The organism is Chromobacterium sphagni (assembly GCF_001855575.1).
GTDB lineage: Bacteria > Pseudomonadota > Gammaproteobacteria > Burkholderiales > Chromobacteriaceae > Chromobacterium > Chromobacterium sphagni.
Genome location: NZ_MKCS01000001.1, coordinates 363,465 through 384,084, shown reverse-complemented (window position 1 = coordinate 384,084; position 20,620 = coordinate 363,465). Strand labels below are relative to the sequence as shown.

Annotated in this window: 14 protein-coding genes, 2 tRNA genes and 3 rRNA genes; 2 read left to right on the top strand and 17 right to left on the bottom strand. The window is 61.3% G+C overall.

The window, feature by feature from the left end; translation table 11 throughout:
* Nucleotides 1-35 precede the first annotated feature (35 nt).
* From BI347_RS24740 to recQ, 17 genes are all read right to left on the bottom strand, one after another.
* Complete coding sequence (locus BI347_RS24740) at nucleotides 36-878, bottom strand: SPOR domain-containing protein (RefSeq protein WP_275636655.1); 843 nt, start codon at nucleotides 876-878, stop codon at nucleotides 36-38.
* A complete protein-coding gene (locus BI347_RS01890) occupies nucleotides 875-1,588 on the bottom strand; it encodes a type III pantothenate kinase (protein WP_071111487.1) in 714 nt (237 codons plus the stop codon). Before BI347_RS01890 ends, BI347_RS24740 begins: the two co-directional genes overlap by 4 nt.
* Nucleotides 1,585-2,550 carry a biotin--[acetyl-CoA-carboxylase] ligase gene (locus BI347_RS01885; protein ID WP_071111488.1) on the bottom strand — a complete coding sequence of 322 codons (966 nt, stop codon included), beginning with the start codon at nucleotides 2,548-2,550 and terminating at the stop codon, nucleotides 1,585-1,587. The genes BI347_RS01890 and BI347_RS01885 overlap by 4 nt, the downstream gene beginning before the upstream one ends.
* Nucleotides 2,547-3,047, bottom strand: a complete 501-nt coding sequence (rfaE2, locus tag BI347_RS01880; protein ID WP_071111489.1) for a D-glycero-beta-D-manno-heptose 1-phosphate adenylyltransferase — start codon at nucleotides 3,045-3,047, stop codon at nucleotides 2,547-2,549. The genes BI347_RS01885 and rfaE2 overlap by 4 nt, the downstream gene beginning before the upstream one ends.
* 124 nt (nucleotides 3,048-3,171) lie before the next feature.
* Entirely contained in the window at nucleotides 3,172-3,726 is a 555-nt protein-coding gene (locus BI347_RS01875) for a pilus assembly FimT family protein (RefSeq protein ID WP_071115182.1), read from the bottom strand.
* A gap of 14 nt (nucleotides 3,727-3,740) precedes the next feature.
* On the bottom strand, nucleotides 3,741-4,148 hold the full coding sequence (locus tag BI347_RS01870; protein WP_275636649.1) for a type IV pilin protein: 408 nt from the start codon (nucleotides 4,146-4,148) through the stop codon (nucleotides 3,741-3,743).
* A 47-nt stretch (nucleotides 4,149-4,195) separates the two neighbouring features.
* Nucleotides 4,196-7,855 carry a pilus assembly protein gene (locus BI347_RS01865; RefSeq protein WP_071111492.1) on the bottom strand — a complete coding sequence of 1,220 codons (3,660 nt, stop codon included), beginning with the start codon at nucleotides 7,853-7,855 and terminating at the stop codon, nucleotides 4,196-4,198.
* A 7-nt stretch (nucleotides 7,856-7,862) separates the two neighbouring features.
* Complete coding sequence (locus tag BI347_RS01860) at nucleotides 7,863-8,411, bottom strand: pilus assembly PilX family protein (RefSeq protein WP_139166867.1); 549 nt, start codon at nucleotides 8,409-8,411, stop codon at nucleotides 7,863-7,865.
* A complete protein-coding gene (locus BI347_RS01855; RefSeq protein WP_158020698.1) occupies nucleotides 8,408-9,475 on the bottom strand; it encodes a PilW family protein in 1,068 nt (355 codons plus the stop codon). The genes BI347_RS01860 and BI347_RS01855 overlap by 4 nt, the downstream gene beginning before the upstream one ends.
* Nucleotides 9,472-9,951, bottom strand: coding sequence for a type IV pilus modification protein PilV (gene pilV, locus BI347_RS01850; RefSeq protein WP_083338633.1), 480 nt, complete (start codon nucleotides 9,949-9,951; stop codon nucleotides 9,472-9,474). Before pilV ends, BI347_RS01855 begins: the two co-directional genes overlap by 4 nt.
* A 381-nt stretch (nucleotides 9,952-10,332) precedes the next feature.
* A 5S ribosomal RNA gene (rrf, locus tag BI347_RS01845) occupies nucleotides 10,333-10,447 on the bottom strand.
* Nucleotides 10,448-10,577: 130 nt separating this feature from the next.
* Nucleotides 10,578-13,473 (bottom strand): 23S ribosomal RNA (locus tag BI347_RS01840).
* Between the two features lie 256 nt (nucleotides 13,474-13,729).
* Nucleotides 13,730-13,805, bottom strand: a tRNA-Ala gene (locus BI347_RS01835).
* A 3-nt stretch (nucleotides 13,806-13,808) separates the two neighbouring features.
* Nucleotides 13,809-13,885: transfer RNA gene (locus BI347_RS01830), tRNA-Ile, on the bottom strand.
* A gap of 90 nt (nucleotides 13,886-13,975) precedes the next feature.
* Nucleotides 13,976-15,511, bottom strand: a 16S ribosomal RNA gene (locus tag BI347_RS01825).
* The 16S, 23S and 5S rRNA genes sit together here with 2 tRNA genes alongside, the layout of an rRNA operon.
* A 452-nt stretch (nucleotides 15,512-15,963) precedes the next feature.
* Nucleotides 15,964-17,181, bottom strand: a complete 1,218-nt coding sequence (gene argJ, locus BI347_RS01820) for a bifunctional glutamate N-acetyltransferase/amino-acid acetyltransferase ArgJ (RefSeq protein WP_071115180.1) — start codon at nucleotides 17,179-17,181, stop codon at nucleotides 15,964-15,966.
* Between the two features lie 70 nt (nucleotides 17,182-17,251).
* Nucleotides 17,252-19,048, bottom strand: a complete 1,797-nt coding sequence (gene recQ, locus BI347_RS01815) for a DNA helicase RecQ (protein WP_071111497.1) — start codon at nucleotides 19,046-19,048, stop codon at nucleotides 17,252-17,254.
* A 268-nt stretch (nucleotides 19,049-19,316) separates the two neighbouring features.
* On the opposite strand from recQ, the gene BI347_RS01810 reads away from it, so the two are divergent.
* Both BI347_RS01810 and BI347_RS01805 read left to right on the top strand, forming a co-directional pair.
* On the top strand, nucleotides 19,317-19,796 hold the full coding sequence (locus tag BI347_RS01810) for a surface-adhesin E family protein (RefSeq protein WP_071112044.1): 480 nt from the start codon (nucleotides 19,317-19,319) through the stop codon (nucleotides 19,794-19,796).
* A 37-nt stretch (nucleotides 19,797-19,833) separates the two neighbouring features.
* Nucleotides 19,834-20,610 carry a ParA family protein gene (locus tag BI347_RS01805; protein WP_083338632.1) on the top strand — a complete coding sequence of 259 codons (777 nt, stop codon included), beginning with the start codon at nucleotides 19,834-19,836 and terminating at the stop codon, nucleotides 20,608-20,610.
* Nucleotides 20,611-20,620 lie beyond the last annotated feature (10 nt).

The following is a 20,620-nucleotide window of genomic DNA, read 5'->3' as shown; positions in this document are numbered from 1 at the left end:
CGCCGGATCAAACTTGCCTCACATCGCGGCGGGAATCAGCAGCCCTTCAGCGCGATGCCCGGCGTCAGCCGCTTCTGCAGCGCCTTCAGATGCTCGGCCTGCGCCGCGTCCAGATCCTTGAAGGACAGCGTGGTCTGCTTGACCGGCTGGTCCTTCGACTTGACCACCGCCTTGTCGTAGCCGGCGGCCTTCAGCCGCGCCACCAGCGTGCGCGCGGCGTCCTCCTTGCCGAACAGGCCCAGCGACAGGTTGCCCTTGAACTCGTCGCCGCTGACGATGTAGTTGTCAAAGCCCTTGTCTTTCAATTCCGCGGACAGGGTCTTGGTCTCGGACTGGGTGGCCAGCGGCGGGTAATACACCCAGAAGCGGCCCGAACCCTTGTTTTCTTCCTTGCTGTCCTGCTGCAGTTGGCCGGACTTCAGCTTCAGCGACGGCACGCCGCCCTTCACCCGGGCCAGCAGGCTGTCGTTGAGGCCGGCCCAACGATAGCAGGCCAGCGGCTTGGCCTCCGCGGCCTTGACTGCCACCGCCCCGGAGGCTTCGGGCTTGGCCGCAGGCTTGAGCTCCGGCTTCGCCGGTTTGGCTAGCGCCTTGGGCGCGCTGGCGACAGGCTTGGCCGCCGCCTTGCCTGCGGCTTTCACCGCCTCATGCGGAGCCGATGCCGCTTTCGCCAGCGCCGCGGGCGCGCTCGCCGCCGCATGCGGCGCGCTGGCCTGCGCGGCCGACGCGTCCGGCGTCCAGCCCGTCGGCAACAGTTTCACCTGGCCGGGACTCACCTCCTGCGCATGCACATCCATAGGCGGCCGCTGCTTGAAGGAGCCATACATGGCCACCACCAGATTCAGCACCACCACCAGCGCCACAAACCACTTGATCACGCGTTCGCCACCTTGAGTAAACCCATCAGCACCAGATTATCCACGATCTCAAGCGGAGCGGCGAGCCAAGGCGCGATGCGGCCGGCGTCGCCGCCGGTCAGGATCACCGTCGCCGGTTCGCGGCCGGTCTGTTCCGCCAACTTGCGCCGCTGCCCTTCGATGGCTCCCACCAGCGCCGCCATCACGCCGCTGGCCAGCGCATCCTCGGTGCCGCGCGGGAAATCCACCACCTCGCCGGCCTGGCGGTCGAGATTGGCGGTGCCCTGCGCCAGGCTTTGCAGCATCAGGCCGTGGCCGGGCAGGATCAACCCGCCCAGGTAATCGCCCTCGGCGGTCAACGTTTCCACCGTCAGCGCGGTGCCGGCGCAGGCGACGATCACGTCGCCGCGGCACAGCTCGCGCGCGGCCAATATCGCCAGCCAGCGGTCGGCGCCCTGTTCGGCGGTGTTGCGATAATGGTTACACACCTCGCCCAACTGGCTCTGGGCATGAATGCGGTGCAGCGGACAGCTCAGCGCCGCCGCCAACGCGTCGGCCACCTCCTGGCGCGCCACCGACGACATCCAGGCGCCCTGCAGGGGCAGCTTGCCCCAAACCTCGGCTAAACCGGCCAATTCGCCATGCTCGGCCGCGCCCTTCGCCACGCACTCCGCGCCGCGATACGCCGCCCACTTCACCCGGCTGTTGCCTGCATCTATCAATAACTTCATTGGCGTTCCCTGAGGCTGACCTCTCCGACATGGAAGGTCCGCGTCCCCTGTTCAGTCTCTACGCGCAAGGCGCCGTTGTCGGCGACGCCGCAAGCGATGCCATCCACCGGCTGGCCATGGGAGAAGCTGAGCCGCACCGGCGCCTGCTGATGCGCGGACAGCGCGCACCATTCATCGCGCAGGGGGGCGAAGCCGTCGCGGTCGAACGCCGACAGCACCGGCTGCAATTCATTGAGCAGCGCCGCCAGGATGCGGTTGCGCTCCAACGCCACCCCGCCTTGCCGCAGCGTGGCCACCGGCTGGTCGACCACGCCCGGGTCGTCTACGTTCAGCCCTATGCCGATCACCACCGCCGCCGGCCCCAGCGCGTCGCCGGACAGCTCGATCAGGATGCCGGCCAGCTTCTTGCCGTCCAGCAGCACGTCGTTCGGCCATTTCAAGCGCACCGGCGCGCCCAGCCCGCGCAAGGCCCGCGCCAGCGCCACCCCCACCGCCAGCGACAGTCCTGCCAGTTCGGCCATACCGCGCTCGAAGCGCCACAGCAGCGAGAAGGTCAGGCCGGAGCCCAACCGCGCCTGCCAGCGCCGGCCCAGGCGGCCACGGCCAGCTGTCTGCTGCTCGCAGGCCAGCACCAGCCCGTGCAGCCCGCCGTTGCCGGCGCGCGCCATCAACTGGCTATTGGTGGAATCGGTGCGCTCGGCCACCGCCAGGGTATAGGTGTCGGCGGCCGCATCGGACAGCCCGGCGCGCACGCTGGCGACGTCCAGCCAGGAAAACGGCTGCGCCAGCTTGTAGCCCTGGCCGCGCACGCTGAACACGGTCAGGCCGAGATCGGCCTCGATCGCGCGCACCGCCTGCCACACCAGGGTCCGGGAACAGCCCAGCGCCTGGGCGATGTCTTCGCCGGAGTGGAAGCGGCCGTCTGACAGGTGGTGTAGCACCGCGAACGCGTGCTCGCTCACGTCCTGCCCTCGCCGGCGCGGATCTTGTTCAGCGTCTGGGTGGTGGAGGTGTCGAACAGGAAGGGAATGGAATGCACCTGGCCGCCGCGGGCTAGCGTTTCGGCGCTGCCGATGATGTTGGCCACCGTCCAGTCGCCGCCCTTCACCAGCACGTCGGGCTGGATCTGCTCAATCAGCTCGGCCGGGGTGTCGGCGTCGAACCAGGTGACCAGGCTGACGCTTGCCAGCGCCGCCAGCACCGCCGCGCGGTTCAACTCGTTGTTGATCGGCCGGTCGTCGCCCTTGCCCAGGCGCTTGACCGAGGCGTCGGTATTCAAGCCCAGCACCAGGCTGGCGCCCAGCGCCCTGGCCTGCGCCAGGTAGGTAACATGGCCGCGATGCAGGATGTCGAAGCAGCCGTTGGTGAACACCAGCGGACGCGGCAGCGCTGCCAGACGCTCGGCCAGCTGTTCCGGCGGACAGATCTTGTCTTCAAACGACGGCATCGGGTAAGTCATGCTGTTCCTTGCGCGAATCATGCCGGCGCGGGCGGGAGACAAGGCTGCAACCGCGGGCGCGCCCGCAAATGGGACGAGTCGCGAAGCATACCACCGTCGCCCGCGCCTGCCCAACTCCCGCCGCTCAGGGACAGCTCAGCGCGGCGCCGCTCAACGTTGCGCCGGCGCTCGCGGCCGACTGGACATAGCCGGTGCTCTGCAGATTGAAAGACAGGGCGAAGCTGGCGCCGCGGCTGTCGCAGATGCGGAAATCGCCGGTCTGCGCCACCGCCACATACGGCGGCCGCGGATTGAAGCTGACGCTGGCAATGGTGCCGCTGGAGGTTCCCGCCGCCAGGGTGCCTATGGTCGGGGAGGAGCCGGAGACCAGCGGCTGCGATTTCAACAGCACCGTGCCGCTCGCCAGTTGCTCGCTGATTACCCAGCCGGCGCTCCAGCTGCTGCCGCAGCTGCTGCTGGACGACGCGCTGTATGGGCAGATGGTGGCCACATCGTCGTCGTTGATCGCCGTCGCCCGGGCCTGGCTCATCGCATTGATCAGGTTGTCGCGGGTGGTGATGAGCCGCTGGTTCTGCACGAAAGTCTGCCAGGCCGGCATCGCCACGGTCAGCAGGATCACCAGCACCGCAATGGTGACCATCAGCTCCAGCAGCGAGAATCCCCGGCTCTTTCCGCCCATGTCATCCCCTCGCATCAATGCGGCCAACAAGTGCTGCTGGTATCGGCGCCCTGCGCGTTCGCCGCGCTGCGGAGGCCGCTGTTGCTGACATTGAAGCTGCTGCAGGTGCTGTCCGTCGCCTGCAGGCCGCTGGCGACCGGCGTGGCAGTCAGCACATAGCCGCTGGACGTGGTGGCGGAGGCGATCTGCACCTGATAATAGCCATTGGGCGAACTGGCGGTCACGGTGCAGGCCGCATTGTTGTAAGCGAAATACTGGGCATAGCACTGCTCTATCTGCGACTGCGCCGTCGTCAGCGCCTGCCAGGCGTCGCCGCGCCGCGACTGCTGCAGATAGTTGGTGTACAAGGGATAGGCGATCGCCGCCAGAATGGCGACGATCGCCAATGTCACCATCAGCTCAACCAGGGTCATGCCGCGCATATCCGCCATCCTCCTTGTCCGGTACTCATTCCGTCCGCCCAGCCCGCTCACTGTATCTGCCACCAGCCGCTCCAGGAGTAGTACTGCTGCGACGGGCTGCTGCTGGTGCAGCTTAGCTTGCCATTGGCGCAATTGCTGGTGCTGTTGCCATTGCCCCCGCCCACCAGGACGCTGGCGCTGTACCCGCCCTGGTTGGAGGTGACGAAGGCCGGCGTGGAGGCGAAGAAGCTGCCCAGCTGCACCCCCGACACCGGCAACTGGTTGTAGACGTCCTGGCCGTTGACCACCCCGTTGCCGCTGGCGTCGAGGAAGGGCTGGGCCGGCGGCCCCCCGGTGATGTAGCTGGATGCCATCAGGAACGACAGCCCGCCGCTGGTGCAAGGCGTGGAGGACGGCGCGAAGGTGGTGTACACCACATTGCCGGAGAAAACCTGCGGATCGGTCAGCATCCGCGTGCCGCTGCCGGCGAAGTTCAAGTTGTAATACCAGCCATACAGCGTCGGGCAGGTGCGCCCCACCACACAGCTGAGCGGCGGATTCGGGCTCTGCCAGTTATAGGTGGTGGACGTCACCGCGACGTTGGAGAAACCGGACTGGGCGGTGGTAACCAGCGACTCGGTCTGCTGCACCAGGTTGGACGGCGTCAGGCCGGAAATGCTCAGATTGTCGTATACGCCATAGAAGGCCTGGGTGTTGGTGTTGGTCAGATCGGCCTGGGCCAGCAGCTGGCCGGTGCCAAAGTAGACCATCGTGCCCTTCTGCTTGGGGAAGTTGGGGTTCAAGGTGACCGCCGGCGCGGCGGTGATGGGCTGGCGGTTGCCGCTGCTGTCGGTTGCGGAGAACAGCAGGCGAACGGTCCAACTGGCCGGATTGGCGCTGCTAACATTGATCGCCCAGAGATTGCCCTGCAGATCGCCGGCGTAGACCATGTCCACTGCCGCGCCGGCGTTGCCGCTGCTGTTGATCGCCACCACTGCCGACAGCCCCTGCGGCGCGCTGCTGCTGCAGGCCGACGGCACCGAGCTGCACAGGTCTATCTTGGCCAGGGTCGCGCCGGTCTGCGGATTCAGCGCGTACAGGATCGCGTGGTTGAGACTGCTGGCATAGCCATTGCCGAAGAATACCGCAAAGGACGAGGATGAAGCGTTGACGCGAGCGATGGTCGGCCGGCCGTAGGTGTAACCCAGGCCGCTATCGCTGAACTCCCACAGCACGGAGCTGGCCAGCGCCGTCTCGGTGGTGAAATTGGACGGCGTGGTGACATCCAGCCCGTAGACGGTCGAGCCGCCGCCGCCCAGGCCGCCGACCAGTATGGAATGCCAGGAGCCGTTGGAGAACATCACATCGCCGGCCTGCGGCGAGCCATCGACAAAATAGATATGGTTGTTGTTGTACGACGTGCTGGTCAGCTGATACAGGTTGGCGAACACGCCGTTGGGAATGAAGGCGAAAGCCTCGTTCCCGGTGCTGGCGTTGAACGCATGCAGCATGCCGTCGTTGCCGCCGACGTAAAGCAGCGGCGTGCGGCTGGCGTTGGCGCTGATGAAGCTCAGATAGCTGGCGTCGCTATAAGGCCCGTCCGGCTTGGCGACATAGACCGGACCGCTGTCTATGATGTCGCCCAGCAGGTGGCTGCGGTTGCGGAAGCCCCCGCCGTTCTGCGCCTCCTGCGATTTGTCGCCCCGCAGGTAATTGAGCCGCAGGCTGCCTTTCAGATCGGACGGTTGCAATTGCAGCTGCTGGGTGGCGTTGATGCCCGTCACCCCGGTGGCCGGCCATTCAAAAGGCACGCCCTTGTTGTTGATGCCGTCCCAGGTGGCGATCAGCCGGGTATTCTGCCAGGCGTTGCTGCTGGAGAAGGTGTCCACCTGGGTCTGCGCCTGCCAGTTGGCGCTGGTGCCGACATTCAGGCCGCTGCTGGTGGAGAGCGAATAGGCGGCCAGATTGCCGGTCCAGTCGTTGTACGGACTGTCGCTGGGATTGAAGCTGGCGAGAAAAGCCTGCGAATTGGTGCTCAGCGTGGTGCTGTTCAACGCCACCGAGGCCTGGTCGTAGCTGCCCTTCTGGATTTGCACCAGGATGCTGCTCAAGGCGCTGGAGAATGCCGCCGCATTCACCGCCGGATAGTAGGAGCCGGTGCCGCCGGCCACCGCCATCGCCGTCAGCACCTGCGCCGCGGTCGGGTTCTCCGCCGGCGCCACCCCGGCCCCCAGGCCAATCACATAGGTCTTGATGCCGCTGCTCGCCAGCGTCTGAATCTGGGTAACGGCGTCGATCAGCGCCTGGTCGTTGGTTCCGCTGGTCATGTTCAGCGAACCGTCGGCATTGAAGCTGGCGGTCACGCCGTAGCCGCTGGCCGCGGCGGACCCGGCCGGCGGCCAGAAGTAACCGCTCTTGTCCTGAGTGGGCAGGCCATCGGTTACCAGAACCACGTATTTCTGCGAGGTGCAGCCGCTGCTGGACGAGCTGGAGCTGTTGAACGAGGTTTGCGCCGTCTTCAGCAAGGCATAGATCGGCGACTGGCCGGCTGCCGCCTTGATCTCGGAGCTGCTGGTGGAGTTGGTCTCCGGCTGCAAATAGGGGGTAAAGGTGTTGTAAGCGCTGGTCAGCTGCGAGGATGACGGACTGCTCAGGCTGGTCATCGCCACGTTGGCGCTGGCGGCAGAATACGACTGCGAACCGCCATAGCCCCAGCCGCGCTGCACATACATCACCTGCGGCGCGTAAGGCACGTAGCCGGCGTTGGTCGGGCTAGTACCCCAATTGGTCCTCCCGCCCGGCGCCATCGTGCTGTAGGACACAGACACCGAACCGGACTTGTAGCTGCTCAACGAGTAATAAGTGTAGGGATTGCTGGGACTGACCGTACCATAGGTCATAAACACCGGGTTGAGCGAGGAGGAATACAACACATCGTTGATATTGGCATCGTCGCTGGTCGCCGCCACCGTCATGTACTGGCTACCGTTGACCGACAATCCGCTAAGACCCTGCGCCAACGCGATTGAACCGCAGTTACTCGCCACCGTCATTGAGGACGAGGTGAGATAGTTGTAACAGGGGTTGTAGACCGTATCAGTGCCGCTGGTGGCGGTGGGCGTGTTAGTGAAGGTGAAGCCGCCGGCAGGCGACATGTAGTACACCCAGGTGGTATACATCCTGGTATTGCTCATCTGGTAGGACAGCAGGGCGAAGTCCGTCGTCGCCAGGTAGGTGTTGAGGATGGACAGGACGCCGGCTTTGGCGACGTTCAGCCGGGACGGGCTGTTGTCGACCAATTGGAAACCCGAGGTCGAGGTATAAGGCTGCGAACTGCCGGTCGCCCCTCCGCTGACCGGCGGAGTGAAGCCGGACGGCACCGGATAGTTGACTGGCGAGGACGAGCCGCTCAAACCGCCCACCGCCCCCGAACCGGTCATCAAGGCGCCGCCGCGGCCGGTGTAGGTGGTGGAGAAGCCGTTACTGCAGTTGGCGGCGCTATTGCCCGTGCCATTGCAATAGGTGATGGTGCTGCCGTCCATCGATTCGGAATTGGTGACGGCGATCACCACCTGCGGCCGCGCCGGCGTGGTGATGGTCAGCGGCACTTGAGAGATCGCCAGCGTGGCGGTCGACCCGCCGCCCTTCACCCAATAAGCGGCTAGCACCAGCCCCGCCAGCAACAGAATGCGGGCCGCGATGCCTACTGCCGGTTTCCAGTCAGTCATATCCGCCTCACTGCGTGAAGATTGCCTGCACCACCACCGGGCTGGCCCCGCTGGAAGTCACCACCCGGGCCGTCACGCGGTAATTGTTGCCGCCGGCCGTCTGGCCATAGATCCCGCGATTGCCGCAACTGGTTCCCGCCCGACAGGAGGCCGGCATGCTTTCCACCACATAGCTGCTGGTCACACCGGAAATCGGCGGCGTGCCGGTATAGCCGGGGATAGACGTCGAAGTGCTGGTCCAGAACGACGAGGTGTTCAGGTTCTGCTGCCAGGCCGGCACCGCGCTGGCATTGAACTGGTAATAACCGTTGCTGCCGGCCACGGTGAAGGTCTGGCTGGCGAACACCCCCTGCAGCATCGAGGAGTAGGCCTGGCGCAAGGTCCCCTCCGCCAGCTCCAGATTGCTCTGGTACTGCACATTGTTGCTGGCCATGTGCAGCTGGCTCAGTGATTGCGAACTGCCGGCCAGCCCCAGGATCATGATCACCAGCATGAAGATCAGCGCGACGATCAGCACCACCCCGCGCTCCCGGCTTCGTTGTCGTAGCGGATTCATAGCCCTGCGTTCCTCAAGGATACGGTCATGGTATAGACGTGGCGCAGACGGGTATCGCAAGGCACGTTGACGGTATTGCCCAGCACCGTCCACTGCGTCTGGTTGGCGCAGCTCCCCCCTGTCTTGCTGATCGGCGCCGTACCCTGCGGCCCCTCCAGCAGCACCGCTATGCGCAGGCTGTTGACCTGGCTCCAGTTGCTCACCTGGTTCGCCGGCAGATACTCGGTGGTCAAACCCGGCGCGCTGCCTATGCCATACCACACCTGCATAATGTCCACTCCGGGGACGATAGGCGTCACCTGCCAGCCGCTGCCCGTGCCGTTATATACCGCCTGATATAAGGCGCTCTGCGCTCCGGAAGCCTGGCCGACGAAATACGCCGTTTGCGACAACAGCGCCACCACCGATCCGACCGGATAATCGCTGTCCAGCGCCTGGTTGAGATTGATCAGGCTCCCGCCGCTGGCGCTGCCGACGCTGCCGACCTGCATGATCGAAGAGTGGCCGCAATTGGAGACCGACAACAGGTTGCTTGCCGCCACCCCGGATGCCGACAAGGCCTGCAGCGAGGTGGAGCCCGCCGAAGCGTAGACGCTGACCCATACCGGCACCGTGCCATTGGTCTGGCCGCTGAAAACCAGCACATCGCTGCCTGGCTGCACCTTGCCTTGCAGACTGCTGTCCAGCGCCGGGCTCCAGTCCGTCAAAGAACTGTCGTTGCTGCCGTTCAGGCTGCTCAGCGTCAGCGTGGAAGAGGCGATCACTGCGTCGTACCCGGTAACCGGGGAACTGAAATTTCCCAGCAAGCCGTTGGCCGCCACCAGCGCATTGGTGGTGGTGGCGCCGGAGCAGCCGAAGAAACCGGCTCCCCTCGCGGTCTGCGACAACAGGCCGGAAACGGTGGCGCCGGCATTCTGCAGCTCCCCTTGGCCCGAGTCGGTCGAATAATCCTTGCGTCCCGCCACCATCACGCCGACCAGCGCCGTCAGCAACAGCAGGCCGATGGTGACCGCCACCATCAGCTCAACCAGCGAAAACCCAAGCTGCCCGCGTATTTGTCTCACATGATGGTCCTCACGCTTTGGGTGAGGACCGCTCCGCCGCTCGCCGCATTGCCATCGGTCCACCAAACCTGAACTACCCGCTCGGTGGTCGCGCCGCTGGCCGGCTGGTAGATGCTGCCGGTGCCGTTCGGCAGATTATTCTGCAGATCGGTCAGCCACTGGTACTTGTCGAAGGTGGCCATCGCCGACGCCGTACAGACCGTGGCCACGCAGTTGCTTTGGAAAGTGGATGCGCTGACGCCGGAGGCGACATCGTAGGAGCCGGCGCTAACCTGCGCGGAGTTGGCCCGCATCCGGTCGACCATATCGTAGGCGTACTGATTCGCCATCTGGCGCAGATAGCTGGAACCGCTGGCGCGCTCGGCGTTGAGCATCACCGCAATCGCCGCCAACACCCCCATGGCCAGCACCAAAAGGGCGATCAGAACCTCCAACATGGTAAAGCCCGTTTCCGCCCGCCGCCGCCAACACGTCATCGCCCGGCCTCCCGCTCAAGTCGCGCCGCCATCCATCCAGCATTCATGTAAGCATAGAAGAAACGCCATCCGCCTCGGCAAGCCGCCCCGACGAAAGTACTGACAATCGCGACAAGCGGTCGCAAGCCTAGCAAACGGCATCCGCTAGCCCGGCCACAACAGTTTGCCTGCCCATGGCGAGCGCAATTGAGACCGCAGAAACGGCATAGCCCGGCGAGAATCCTGACAGTCTTGGGGAGAAGCCGGCACGACGGGCGCGGGCGGGCGATCAGCCCCAAACGCAGAAACCCCATGGAATCGGTCCATGGGGTTTCAACAAATTCATCCGGCGCGCCAAACGCAAAAACCCCAGCTCATTGAGCTGGGGTTCCGCTATCGGGCGTCTGGCGGTGTCCTACTTTCACATGGCGAATGCCACACTATCATCGGCGCTAAGGCGTTTCACGGTCCTGTTCGGGATGGGAAGGCGTGGGACCACCTCGCTATGGCCACCAGACATAAACTGGTACAAACTCAAGAAGCCTGAACTCGTCTCTCAACGCGTTCTGAATATTTTTTCGGGTACTCAATTGTGTCGCACTCACACTCCATCTTCGTCACTCAGTTTCCCAAGCCACTCAAATGATAGGATCAAGCCTCACGAGCAATTAGTATCGGTTAGCTTCACGCCTCACAGCGCTTCCACACCCGACCTATCAACGTCCTGGTCTCGAACGACTCTTCAGGGAGGTCTAGCCTCCAGGGAAGTCTCATCTTCAGGCGAGTTTCCCGCTTAGATGCTTTCAGCGGTTATCTCTTCCGAACTTAGCTACCCGGCGATGCCACTGGCGTGACAACCGGTACACCAGAGGTTCGTCCACTCCGGTCCTCTCGTACTAGGAGCAGCCCCCGTCAAACTTCCAACGCCCACTGCAGATAGGGACCAAACTGTCTCACGACGTTTTGAACCCAGCTCACGTACCACTTTAAATGGCGAACAGCCATACCCTTGGGACCGGCTACAGCCCCAGGATGTGATGAGCCGACATCGAGGTGCCAAACACCGCCGTCGATGTGAACTCTTGGGCGGTATCAGCCTGTTATCCCCGGAGTACCTTTTATCCGTTGAGCGATGGCCCTTCCATACAGAACCACCGGATCACTATGTCCTGCTTTCGCACCTGCTCGACTTGTCGGTCTCGCAGTTAAGCTACCTTTTGCCATTGCACTATCAGCACGATTTCCGACCGTACCTAGGTAACCTTCGAACTCCTCCGTTACACTTTGGGAGGAGACCGCCCCAGTCAAACTGCCTACCATGCACTGTCCCCAATCCGGATCACGGACCAAGGTTAGAACCTCAAAGGGGTCAGGGTGGTATTTCAAGGTTGGCTCCACCTGAACTAGCGTCCAGGCTTCATAGCCTCCCACCTATCCTACACAAACCACTTCAAAGTCCAATGCAAAGCTACAGTAAAGGTTCACGGGGTCTTTCCGTCTAGCAGCGGGTAGATTGCATCTTCACAAACACTTCAACTTCGCTGAGTCTCAGGAGGAGACAGTGTGGCCATCGTTACGCCATTCGTGCGGGTCGGAACTTACCCGACAAGGAATTTCGCTACCTTAGGACCGTTATAGTTACGGCCGCCGTTTACCGGGGCTTCGATCAAGAGCTTGCACCCCATCACTTAACCTTCCGGCACCGGGCAGGCGTCACACCGTATACGTCCACTTTCGTGTTGGCACAGTGCTGTGTTTTTGTTAAACAGTCGCAGCCACCGATTCTCTGCGACCTGTCATAGCTTCAGACGCGAAGTCTTACACCACAACAGGCATACCTTCTCCCGAAGTTACGGTATCAATTTGCCGAGTTCCTTCTCCTGAGTTCTCTCAAGCGCCTTAGAATTCTCATCCTGCCCACCTGTGTCGGTTTGCGGTACGGTTCTTGTGTAGCTGAAGCTTAGTGGCTTTTCCTGGAAGCGTGGTATCAGTCACTTCAGGTCCGTAGACCCTCGTTATCACGTCTCGGTGTTAAAGAAGAGCGGATTTGCCTACTCTTCACACCTACCGGCTTGAACAGACTATTCCAACAGTCTGCTGACCTAACCTTCTCCGTCCCCACATCGCACTACACAAAAGTACGGGAATTTTAACCCGTTTCCCATCGACTACGCTTTTCAGCCTCGCCTTAGGGGCCGACTCACCCTACGCCGATGAACGTTGCGTAGGAAACCTTGGGCTTTCGGCGAGCGGGCTTTTCACCCGCTTTATCGCTACTCATGTCAGCATTCGCACTTCTGATATCTCCAGCATGCCTCTCGACACACCTTCACAGACCTACAGAACGCTCCCCTACCACGGACACATTTGACTGTGCCCATCCGCAGCTTCGGTTATCAGTTTGAGCCCCGTTACATCTTCCGCGCAGGACGACTCGACCAGTGAGCTATTACGCTTTCTTTAAATGATGGCTGCTTCTAAGCCAACATCCTGGCTGTCTATGCCTTCCCACTTCGTTTACCACTTAACTGATCATTTGGGACCTTAGCTGGCGGTCTGGGTTGTTTCCCTCTTGACAATGGACGTTAGCACCCACTGTCTGTCTCCCATGCTGGCACTTTCCGGTATTCAGAGTTTGCCATGGTTTGGTAAATCGCAATGACCCCCTAGCCATAACAGTGCTTTACCCCCGGAAGTGATACATGAGGCACTACCTAAATAGTTTTCGGGGAGAACCAGCTATCTCCGAGTTTGTTTAGCCTTTCACCCCTATCCACAGCTCATCCCCTAGTTTTGCAACACTAGTGGGTTCGGACCTCCAGTGCGTGTTACCGCACCTTCATCCTGGCCATGGATAGATCACTCGGTTTCGGGTCTACACCCAGCGACTGATTCGCCCTATTCGGACTCGGTTTCCCTACGCCTCCCCTATTCGGTTAAGCTTGCCACTGAATGTAAGTCGCTGACCCATTATACAAAAGGTACGCAGTCACGGAACAAGTCCGCTCCCACTGTTTGTATGCATCCGGTTTCAGGTTCTATTTCACTCCCCTCCCGGGGTTCTTTTCGCCTTTCCCTCACGGTACTGGTTCACTATCGGTCGATCACGAGTATTTAGCCTTGGAGGATGGTCCCCCCATCTTCAAACAGGATTTCGCGTGTCCCGCCCTACTTTTCGTATGCTTAGTACCAAGAATGCGTTTTCGTGTACGGGGCTATCACCCACTATGGCGGTCCTTTCCATGAACCTTCCACTAACGCAATCTCTATCACATACAGGCTGTTCCGCGTTCGCTCGCCACTACTTACGGAATCTCGGTTGATTTCTTTTCCTTCAGCTACTTAGATGTTTCAGTTCGCTGAGTTCGCTTCCTCGTGCCTATGTATTCAGCACGGGATGACCCCTAAGGGCCGGGTTTCCCCATTCGGATATCGTGGGATCAAAGCTCTATTGCCAGCTCCCCCACGCTTTTCGCAGGCTTACACGTCCTTCATCGCCTGTGATCGCCAAGGCATCCACCAGATGCACTTAGTCGCTTGACCCTATCATTTCAGTAACCTACGTCACTTCATGACAGAGCGTGTTTGTGCGACGACTGCACCGCCCCTTTTGATATGGCGACGCAGCCTTAGATACAATCAAATACCCAAGATGACGATTTGTCCGCGTACAGAATTAACTCTACGCTTTCATTTCGCCGTCTTATATATTCGGCTTCTTCAGTTTGTTAAAGATCGGGCGTTAAAATTACAACGCAAACAGAACCAAACTCTTCCGAGTTCGCTTGTGTTTGAGTTGTGGTGGAGGATGACGGGATCGAACCGACGACCCCCTGCTTGCAAAGCAGGTGCTCTCCCAACTGAGCTAATCCCCCAACTGGTGGGTCTGGTAGGACTCGAACCTACGACCCCTGCGTTATCAACACAGTGCTCTAACCAGCTGAGCTACAAACCCAGTAAACTTCTACGCCAGCCCCACAAGGAGCTGGCTGCCCTTAACAGAATAACCGATAGGCTGTAAGTACTTGACGATCGCCTTCTCTAGAAAGGAGGTGATCCAGCCGCAGGTTCCCCTACGGCTACCTTGTTACGACTTCACCCCAGTCATGAATCCCACCGTGGTAAGCGGCCTCCTTACGGTTAGCCTACCCACTTCTGGTGAAACTCACTCCCATGGTGTGACGGGCGGTGTGTACAAGACCCGGGAACGTATTCACCGCAGCATGCTGATCTGCGATTACTAGCGATTCCGACTTCACGCACTCGAGTTGCAGAGTGCGATCCGGACTACGATCGGTTTTATGAGATTGGCACCACCTCGCGGCTTAGCGACCCTCTGTACCGACCATTGTATGACGTGTGAAGCCCTGCTCATAAGGGCCATGAGGACTTGACGTCATCCCCACCTTCCTCCGGTTTGTCACCGGCAGTCTCATTAGAGTGCCCAACTTAATGATGGCAACTAATGACAAGGGTTGCGCTCGTTGCGGGACTTAACCCAACATCTCACGACACGAGCTGACGACAGCCATGCAGCACCTGTGTTACGGCTCCCTTTCGGGCACCAAGCCATCTCTGGCAAGTTCCGTACATGTCAAGAGCAGGTAAGGTTTTTCGCGTTGCATCGAATTAATCCACATCATCCACCGCTTGTGCGGGTCCCCGTCAATTCCTTTGAGTTTTAACCTTGCGGCCGTACTCCCCAGGCGGTCAATTTCACGCGTTAGCTACGCTACCAAGGATTCAAACCCCCAACAGCTAATTGACATCGTTTAGGGCGTGGACTACCAGGGTATCTAATCCTGTTTGCTCCCCACGCTTTCGTGCATGAGCGTCAGTGTCATCCCAGGGGGCTGCCTTCGCCATCGGTATTCCTCCGCATCTCTACGCATTTCACTGCTACACGCGGAATTCTACCCCCCTCTGACGCACTCTAGTCTTGCAGTCTCCAATGCCGTTCCCAGGTTGAGCCCGGGGCTTTCACATCAGACTTGCAAAACCGCCTGCGCACGCTTTACGCCCAGTAATTCCGATTAACGCTTGCACCCTACGTATTACCGCGGCTGCTGGCACGTAGTTAGCCGGTGCTTATTCTTCCGGTACTGTCATCCCCGCCAGGTATTAACCAGCGGGATTTCCTCCCGAACAAAAGTCCTTTACAACCCGAAGGCCTTCTTCAGACACGCGGCATGGCTGGATCAGGCTTGCGCCCATTGTCCAAAATTCCCCACTGCTGCCTCCCGTAGGAGTCTGGGCCGTGTCTCAGTCCCAGTGTGGCGGATCATCCTCTCAGACCCGCTACTGATCGTCGCCTTGGTGAGCTCTTACCTCACCAACTAGCTAATCAGACATCGGCTGCTCGTATAACGTGAGGCCTTACGGTCCCCCACTTTCCCCCTCAGGGCGTATGCGGTATTAATCCGGCTTTCGCCGAGCTATCCCCCATTACACGGTACATTCCGATGCGTTACTCACCCGTTCGCCACTCGTCAGCGGAGCAAGCTCCCTGTTACCGTTCGACTTGCATGTGTAAAGCATGCCGCCAGCGTTCAATCTGAGCCAGGATCAAACTCTTCAGTTCAATCTCATAGCAAATTTTCTGGCACGCAAGTTCAAAGAAATAAAACAAGTATTTCTTGTCTCTTGCAGTGCAAGTTTTTGGCTTTCGCCAAGCACTTACACCTATCGGTTATTCGTTCTGTTAAAGAGCAGTGCCGGCCGCTTCGAACACCGCCGGAACCTGTTTCGTTCGGCTTGTTTCGTTCGCTGCGTCAGCTGAGGAGACGAACTATACCTGCGCCCTCACCCTCGGTCAACTGCTTTTTTGAGAAAAACGCACGTTTTTCACGAGATGCAGCGCAAATTACTGATAAGCAACAATATATGAATATGAAATTTTTTATTTCCCACCAGAACCATCCAACGAAATGGCCGGCAGACCGGGCGTACTCATGGCTTGAAATGAAAAAAGCCCCCTCGGAAGGGAGCTTTTTGCACAGATAGCCGGTTTTGCAACTTATCTATATAAGGGGATCAGCTGCGGTAGTCGGCGTTGATGCGCACATACTCATAGGAGAAGTCGCAGGTCCAGACCCGGGCACTGGCGGCACCGCGCCCCAGTTCCACCCTGACCGTGATCTCGCTCTGGTTCATCACCGCCTGTCCCTGCTCTTCGCGGTAGTCCGGACTGCGGCCGCCATTGCAGGCCACCAACACGTCATCCAGATATAAGGACAGGCGGTCGACATCCAGATCAGCAACACCGGCATAACCGATGGCGGCCAGGAGGCGACCCAGATTGGGATCGGACGCGAAGAAGGCGGTTTTCACCAGCGGCGAACGGGCGATGGCGTAGGCCACGTCCTTACACTCGGCCACCGAGCGGCCACCGTTGACTTCAACGGTGATGAACTTGGTGGCGCCCTCACCGTCGCGGACGATAGCCTGCGCCAGCTCAATCGACACTTCCAGCAGCGCCTGGCGCAATTGCTGGTAGGCCGGCTGCTCCACCGAGTCGATCAGCCCCGCCTGGCTCTTGCCGGTGGAGATCAGGATGAAGCTGTCGTTGGTGGAGGTGTCGCCATCCACCGTAATACTATTAAAGGAGAGGTCGGCCACCTCGCGCAGCAACTGGTTCAGCAGCGGGCGGGTAATGGCCGCGTCGGTGGCGACGAATCCCAGCATGGTGGCCATATTGGGATGGATCATGCCCGAGCCCTTGGCGATGCCGGTGACGGTAACCGGCTGGCCATCCAGCAGCAGCGTGCGGCTGGCCGCCTTGGCGATGGTGTCGGTCGTCATGATCGCTTGGGCGGCATCGGCCCAGCTGGCAGAGCGCAGCGTCGGCAGCGCGGTGATAATCTTGTCGGCCGGCAACGGCTCCAGAATCACCCCGGTAGAGAACGGCAGCACCTGCTCGGTCTCTAAGCCGCTCTGCGCGGCGACCGCCTGGCACACCCTCAGCGCGCGCTGGCGGCCGTCGACGCCGGTACCGGCGTTGGCGTTGCCGGTGTTCACCACCAGCGCGCGAATCTGCACGCCGGCGGCCAAATGCTCCTGGCACAGCTGCACCGGCGCCGCGCAGAAACGGTTGCGGGTGAACACGCCGGCGACGGTGTTGCCCTTGTCCAGACGCACCACCAATACATCCTTGCGTCCCGGGGTCTTGATGCCAGCTTCCGCCACCAGCAATTCAACGCCGGCAAGCGGCGGCAGCAGATCAGCCTGCGGCGGATTCAGATTCACAGCCATGCAACTCTCCATAACTTACAAATATGCGACTAATTATATAAGAATTTGGTCAGCCATGGCGTGAGATGGCTTATTCCTGCGCCTGGCGCAGGCATTGCAACAACGCATCACCATAGCGGGCAAGCTTGAGCTCGCCCAGACCGTAGATATGCCGCAGGCCAGCCTGGCTGTCCGGGCGCTTTTCCACCAAATCCCGCAAGGTGCGGTCGGAGAACACCGCGTAGGCCGGCACATTGTGCTCGTCGGCCACCTGGCGGCGCCAGCGGCGCAAAGCCTGCCACAGCCGCTCTTCGCGCTCGGTGCGCAGCCAGCGCTCGGTCGCGGCGCTGCCGCGCGGTTTCTTCTCGTCGGCCAGCGGCCGCAGATGGATGCTCTCCTCGCCCTTGAGCAGCGAGCGGCAGGCGTCGGTCAGTACCAGCGACTGGCCGCGGGCGATGTCCACCTGTACCAGTTGGCGGGCCACCAGCTGGCGCACGATGGAACGCCAGCCGCGCTGGTTGAGCTCCTTGCCGATGCCATAGGTGGTGAGCTGGTCGTGGCCGTGATGGCTGACGCTCTGGTTCTGCCGGCCCAGCAGCACGTCTATCACATGCCCGGTGGGAAAGCGCTGCCCGACCCTATAGATGCAGGACAAAAGCTTGCGCACCGGCACGGTGGCGTCGAAGGTGATGGGCGGATGCAGGCAGTTGTCGCAATGGCCGCAGGGCCGGCTGTCTTCGCCGAAATGGGCCAAAATGTGCTGACGGCGGCAGCTGGCGGCCTCGCAGAAAGCCAGCATCGCATCCAGCTTGGACAGCTCAACCTGCTTCTGCAGTTCAGCCATCTCGCCGCCTTCTATCATCTGCCGCAGCTGCACCACGTCGTTGAGGCCGTAACACAGCCAGCTGGCAGCGGGCAGGCCGTCGCGGCCGGCGCGGCCGGATTCCTGATAGAAGTTTTCCGGGCTCTTGGGCATGTCGATATGGGCGACGAAGCGCACGTCCGGCTTGTCGATCCCCATACCGAAGGCGACGGTGGCCACCATCACAATGCCGTCCTCGCGCAGGAAGCTGCGCTGATGCGCCTCGCGCTGGGCGTGGCTAAGACCGGCGTGATAGGGCAAGGCTTCGATGCCGTTGTCGCATAGCCACTGCGCGGTGTCCTCCACCCGCTTGCGCGACAGGCAGTAGACGATGCCGGTGGCGCCGGCGTGCTCCTGGCGGATGAAGTCCAGCAGCTGCTTCTTGGCGTTGTGCTTTTCCACCACCTGGTAGAACAGGTTGGGGCGGTCGAAGCTGGACAGGAATACCCGCGCCTCGGCCAGTTGCAGATAGTGGATGATGTCGAGCCGGGTCTGTTCGTCGGCGGTGGCGGTGAGCGCGATACGCGGCACCTGCGGGAAGCGTTCGGCCAGCAGTCCCAGCTGCTGGTATTCCGGCCGGAAGTCGTGGCCCCAGTGACTGACGCAATGCGCCTCGTCGATGGCGAACAGCGCGATGTTCAGGCTGGAAAGAAACTCCAGGAAGCGCGGCGTCAGCAAGCGCTCCGGCGCCACGTACAACAGATCCAGCGTGCCGGCGCGCGCCTGGCGGGCGATGTCGCGCGCATCATCTGGCGAGGTGGCGGAGTTGAGGCAGGCCGCCGCCACGCCCAGTTCCTGCAAGGTAGCCACCTGGTCCTGCATCAGCGCGATCAGCGGCGACACCACAATGGCCACGCCGTCGCGCAGCAGCGCCGGAATCTGGAAGCACAGGCTCTTGCCGCCACCGGTAGGCATCAGCACCAGCGCGTGGCCGCCGTGCGCCACCTGCTCGACGATCTCCTGCTGCTGTCCGCGGAATTCGGGATAGCCGAAAATATGATTGAGGATGGAGACTGCGTCGTGCATGCCGGAAGCGATCTGCGGGAAAAAACGCCATTGTACGGCAAGCGGCAGCGGTGGATGCGACGGGACAAAAAAGAAGCCGCCAGGTCATGGCGGCCACAAGTTGGATGGAGACAATGTGAAACGAAGAGGAAAAATGCTCTCGCACTGTGACAGACCGGCCTCGCCGCGATAAAGTTCCGCGCTTTTCGCAAATTCGTGCCGCAACCTTCCGGCCGGTTTCCCCTTGCGGACGGCTATGCGACACTGGCGGGATATTCTGGAGATCATCATGCGCATTCGTTCCGCCCCCCTGCTCGTCCTGCTACTGCTTGCCGGCTGTGCCACCACGCCGCAGCCAGCCACCACCCCGGCCACCGTCAAACCGGCGGAACCCTCCGCCGCCCCGGCAAGCGCCGACTGGCAGAATCTGGGCGTCTCGCCCAATGGCAACATCCTCAATGAACTGGACCAGTTGTCTATCAAGCGCCAGGGCCCGCTGGTCACATTCCGCGACCGCAAGACCATCTTCAACCTGAAGCAGGAAAACTTCCTCTCCACGCCGCGCCACAAGGTGTCGCTCAATAGCTGGCGGATCGACTGTTCCCAGCATACGTTCCGCTTGCTGGACATGGTGCTGTTCGATGAAAACGGCCGCCAGATCGCCAGCTTCTCCTATAATGACAGTCAAATAAAAGCCATGCCCGTCGTGCAGAACTCGGCCAGCTACCAGCAGATGCTGCTGGTCTGCAAAGGACAGCCCGGCTTCTGAAATCGCCCACCGCACCGCCAATCAACAGGGATCCCCCATGACTATCCGACGCGTGGTATTCAATCAGAAAGGCGGGGTGGGCAAATCCACAATCACCGTCAACCTGGCGGCCGTGGCGGCCAGCCGCGGCAGGCGCGTGCTGGTGATCGACCTGGACCCGCAAGGCAATGCCAGCCACTACCTGCTGGGCGAGGCATGGAAACAGGCCGGCCCCAGCGTGGCCGACCTGTTCCAGCAGATGCTCAACATCTCGCTGTTCGGCAAGGAGCCGCGCGACTTCGTCCGCGCCACCGGCATAGACGGCCTGTCGCTGCTGGCCTCGCAGCCGGAACTGGCCGAGCTGATGGCCAAGCTGGAATCGCGCTACAAGATGTTCAAGCTGAAGGAGGCGCTGGACCAGCTGGCGCCGCACTACGATGAAATTTGGATCGATACCCCGCCGGCTCTGAACTTCTACACCCGCTCGGCGCTGATCGCCGCCGACCGCTGCCTGATCCCCTTCGATTGCGATGCATTCTCCCGGCACGCCCTCTATAACCTGAAAGAAAGCGCCGACGAGATCCGCTCCGACCACAACCCCGGCTTGTACATAGAAGGCATCGTGGTCAACCAGTTCCAACCGCGCGCCAGCCTGCCGGTGCGGCTGGTGGAGGAACTGAAGGCCGAGGGGCTGCCAGTGCTGGCCTCGCCGCTATCGGCGTCGGTCAAGATACGCGAATCGCATCAGGCCGCCTGCCCGATGGTGTACCTGGACCCGCGCCACAAGCTGTCCCGTGAATTCGAGGCCCTGTATCAAGAATTGAGCGAGCGCTGACGAGGAAACA

Excerpts from the sequence above, each read along its gene's own strand:
- BI347_RS01865 (WP_071111492.1), bottom strand. The coding sequence starts at position 7,855 with ATGACTGACTGGAAACCGGCAGTAGGCATCGCGGCCCGCATTCTGTTG.
- BI347_RS01860 (WP_139166867.1), bottom strand. The coding sequence starts at position 8,411 with ATGAATCCGCTACGACAACGAAGCCGGGAGCGCGGGGTGGTGCTGATC.
- BI347_RS01890 (WP_071111487.1), bottom strand. The coding sequence starts at position 1,588 with ATGAAGTTATTGATAGATGCAGGCAACAGCCGGGTGAAGTGGGCGGCG.
- BI347_RS01875 (WP_071115182.1), bottom strand. The coding sequence starts at position 3,726 with ATGGGCGGAAAGAGCCGGGGATTCTCGCTGCTGGAGCTGATGGTCACC.
- pilV (WP_083338633.1), bottom strand. The coding sequence starts at position 9,951 with ATGACGTGTTGGCGGCGGCGGGCGGAAACGGGCTTTACCATGTTGGAG.
- rfaE2 (WP_071111489.1), bottom strand. The coding sequence starts at position 3,047 with ATGACTTACCCGATGCCGTCGTTTGAAGACAAGATCTGTCCGCCGGAA.
- BI347_RS01870 (WP_275636649.1), bottom strand. The coding sequence starts at position 4,148 with ATGCGCGGCATGACCCTGGTTGAGCTGATGGTGACATTGGCGATCGTC.
- recQ (WP_071111497.1), bottom strand. The coding sequence starts at position 19,048 with ATGCACGACGCAGTCTCCATCCTCAATCATATTTTCGGCTATCCCGAA.
- argJ (WP_071115180.1), bottom strand. The coding sequence starts at position 17,181 with ATGGCTGTGAATCTGAATCCGCCGCAGGCTGATCTGCTGCCGCCGCTT.
- BI347_RS01805 (WP_083338632.1), top strand. The coding sequence starts at position 19,834 with ATGACTATCCGACGCGTGGTATTCAATCAGAAAGGCGGGGTGGGCAAA.
- BI347_RS01810 (WP_071112044.1), top strand. The coding sequence starts at position 19,317 with ATGCGCATTCGTTCCGCCCCCCTGCTCGTCCTGCTACTGCTTGCCGGC.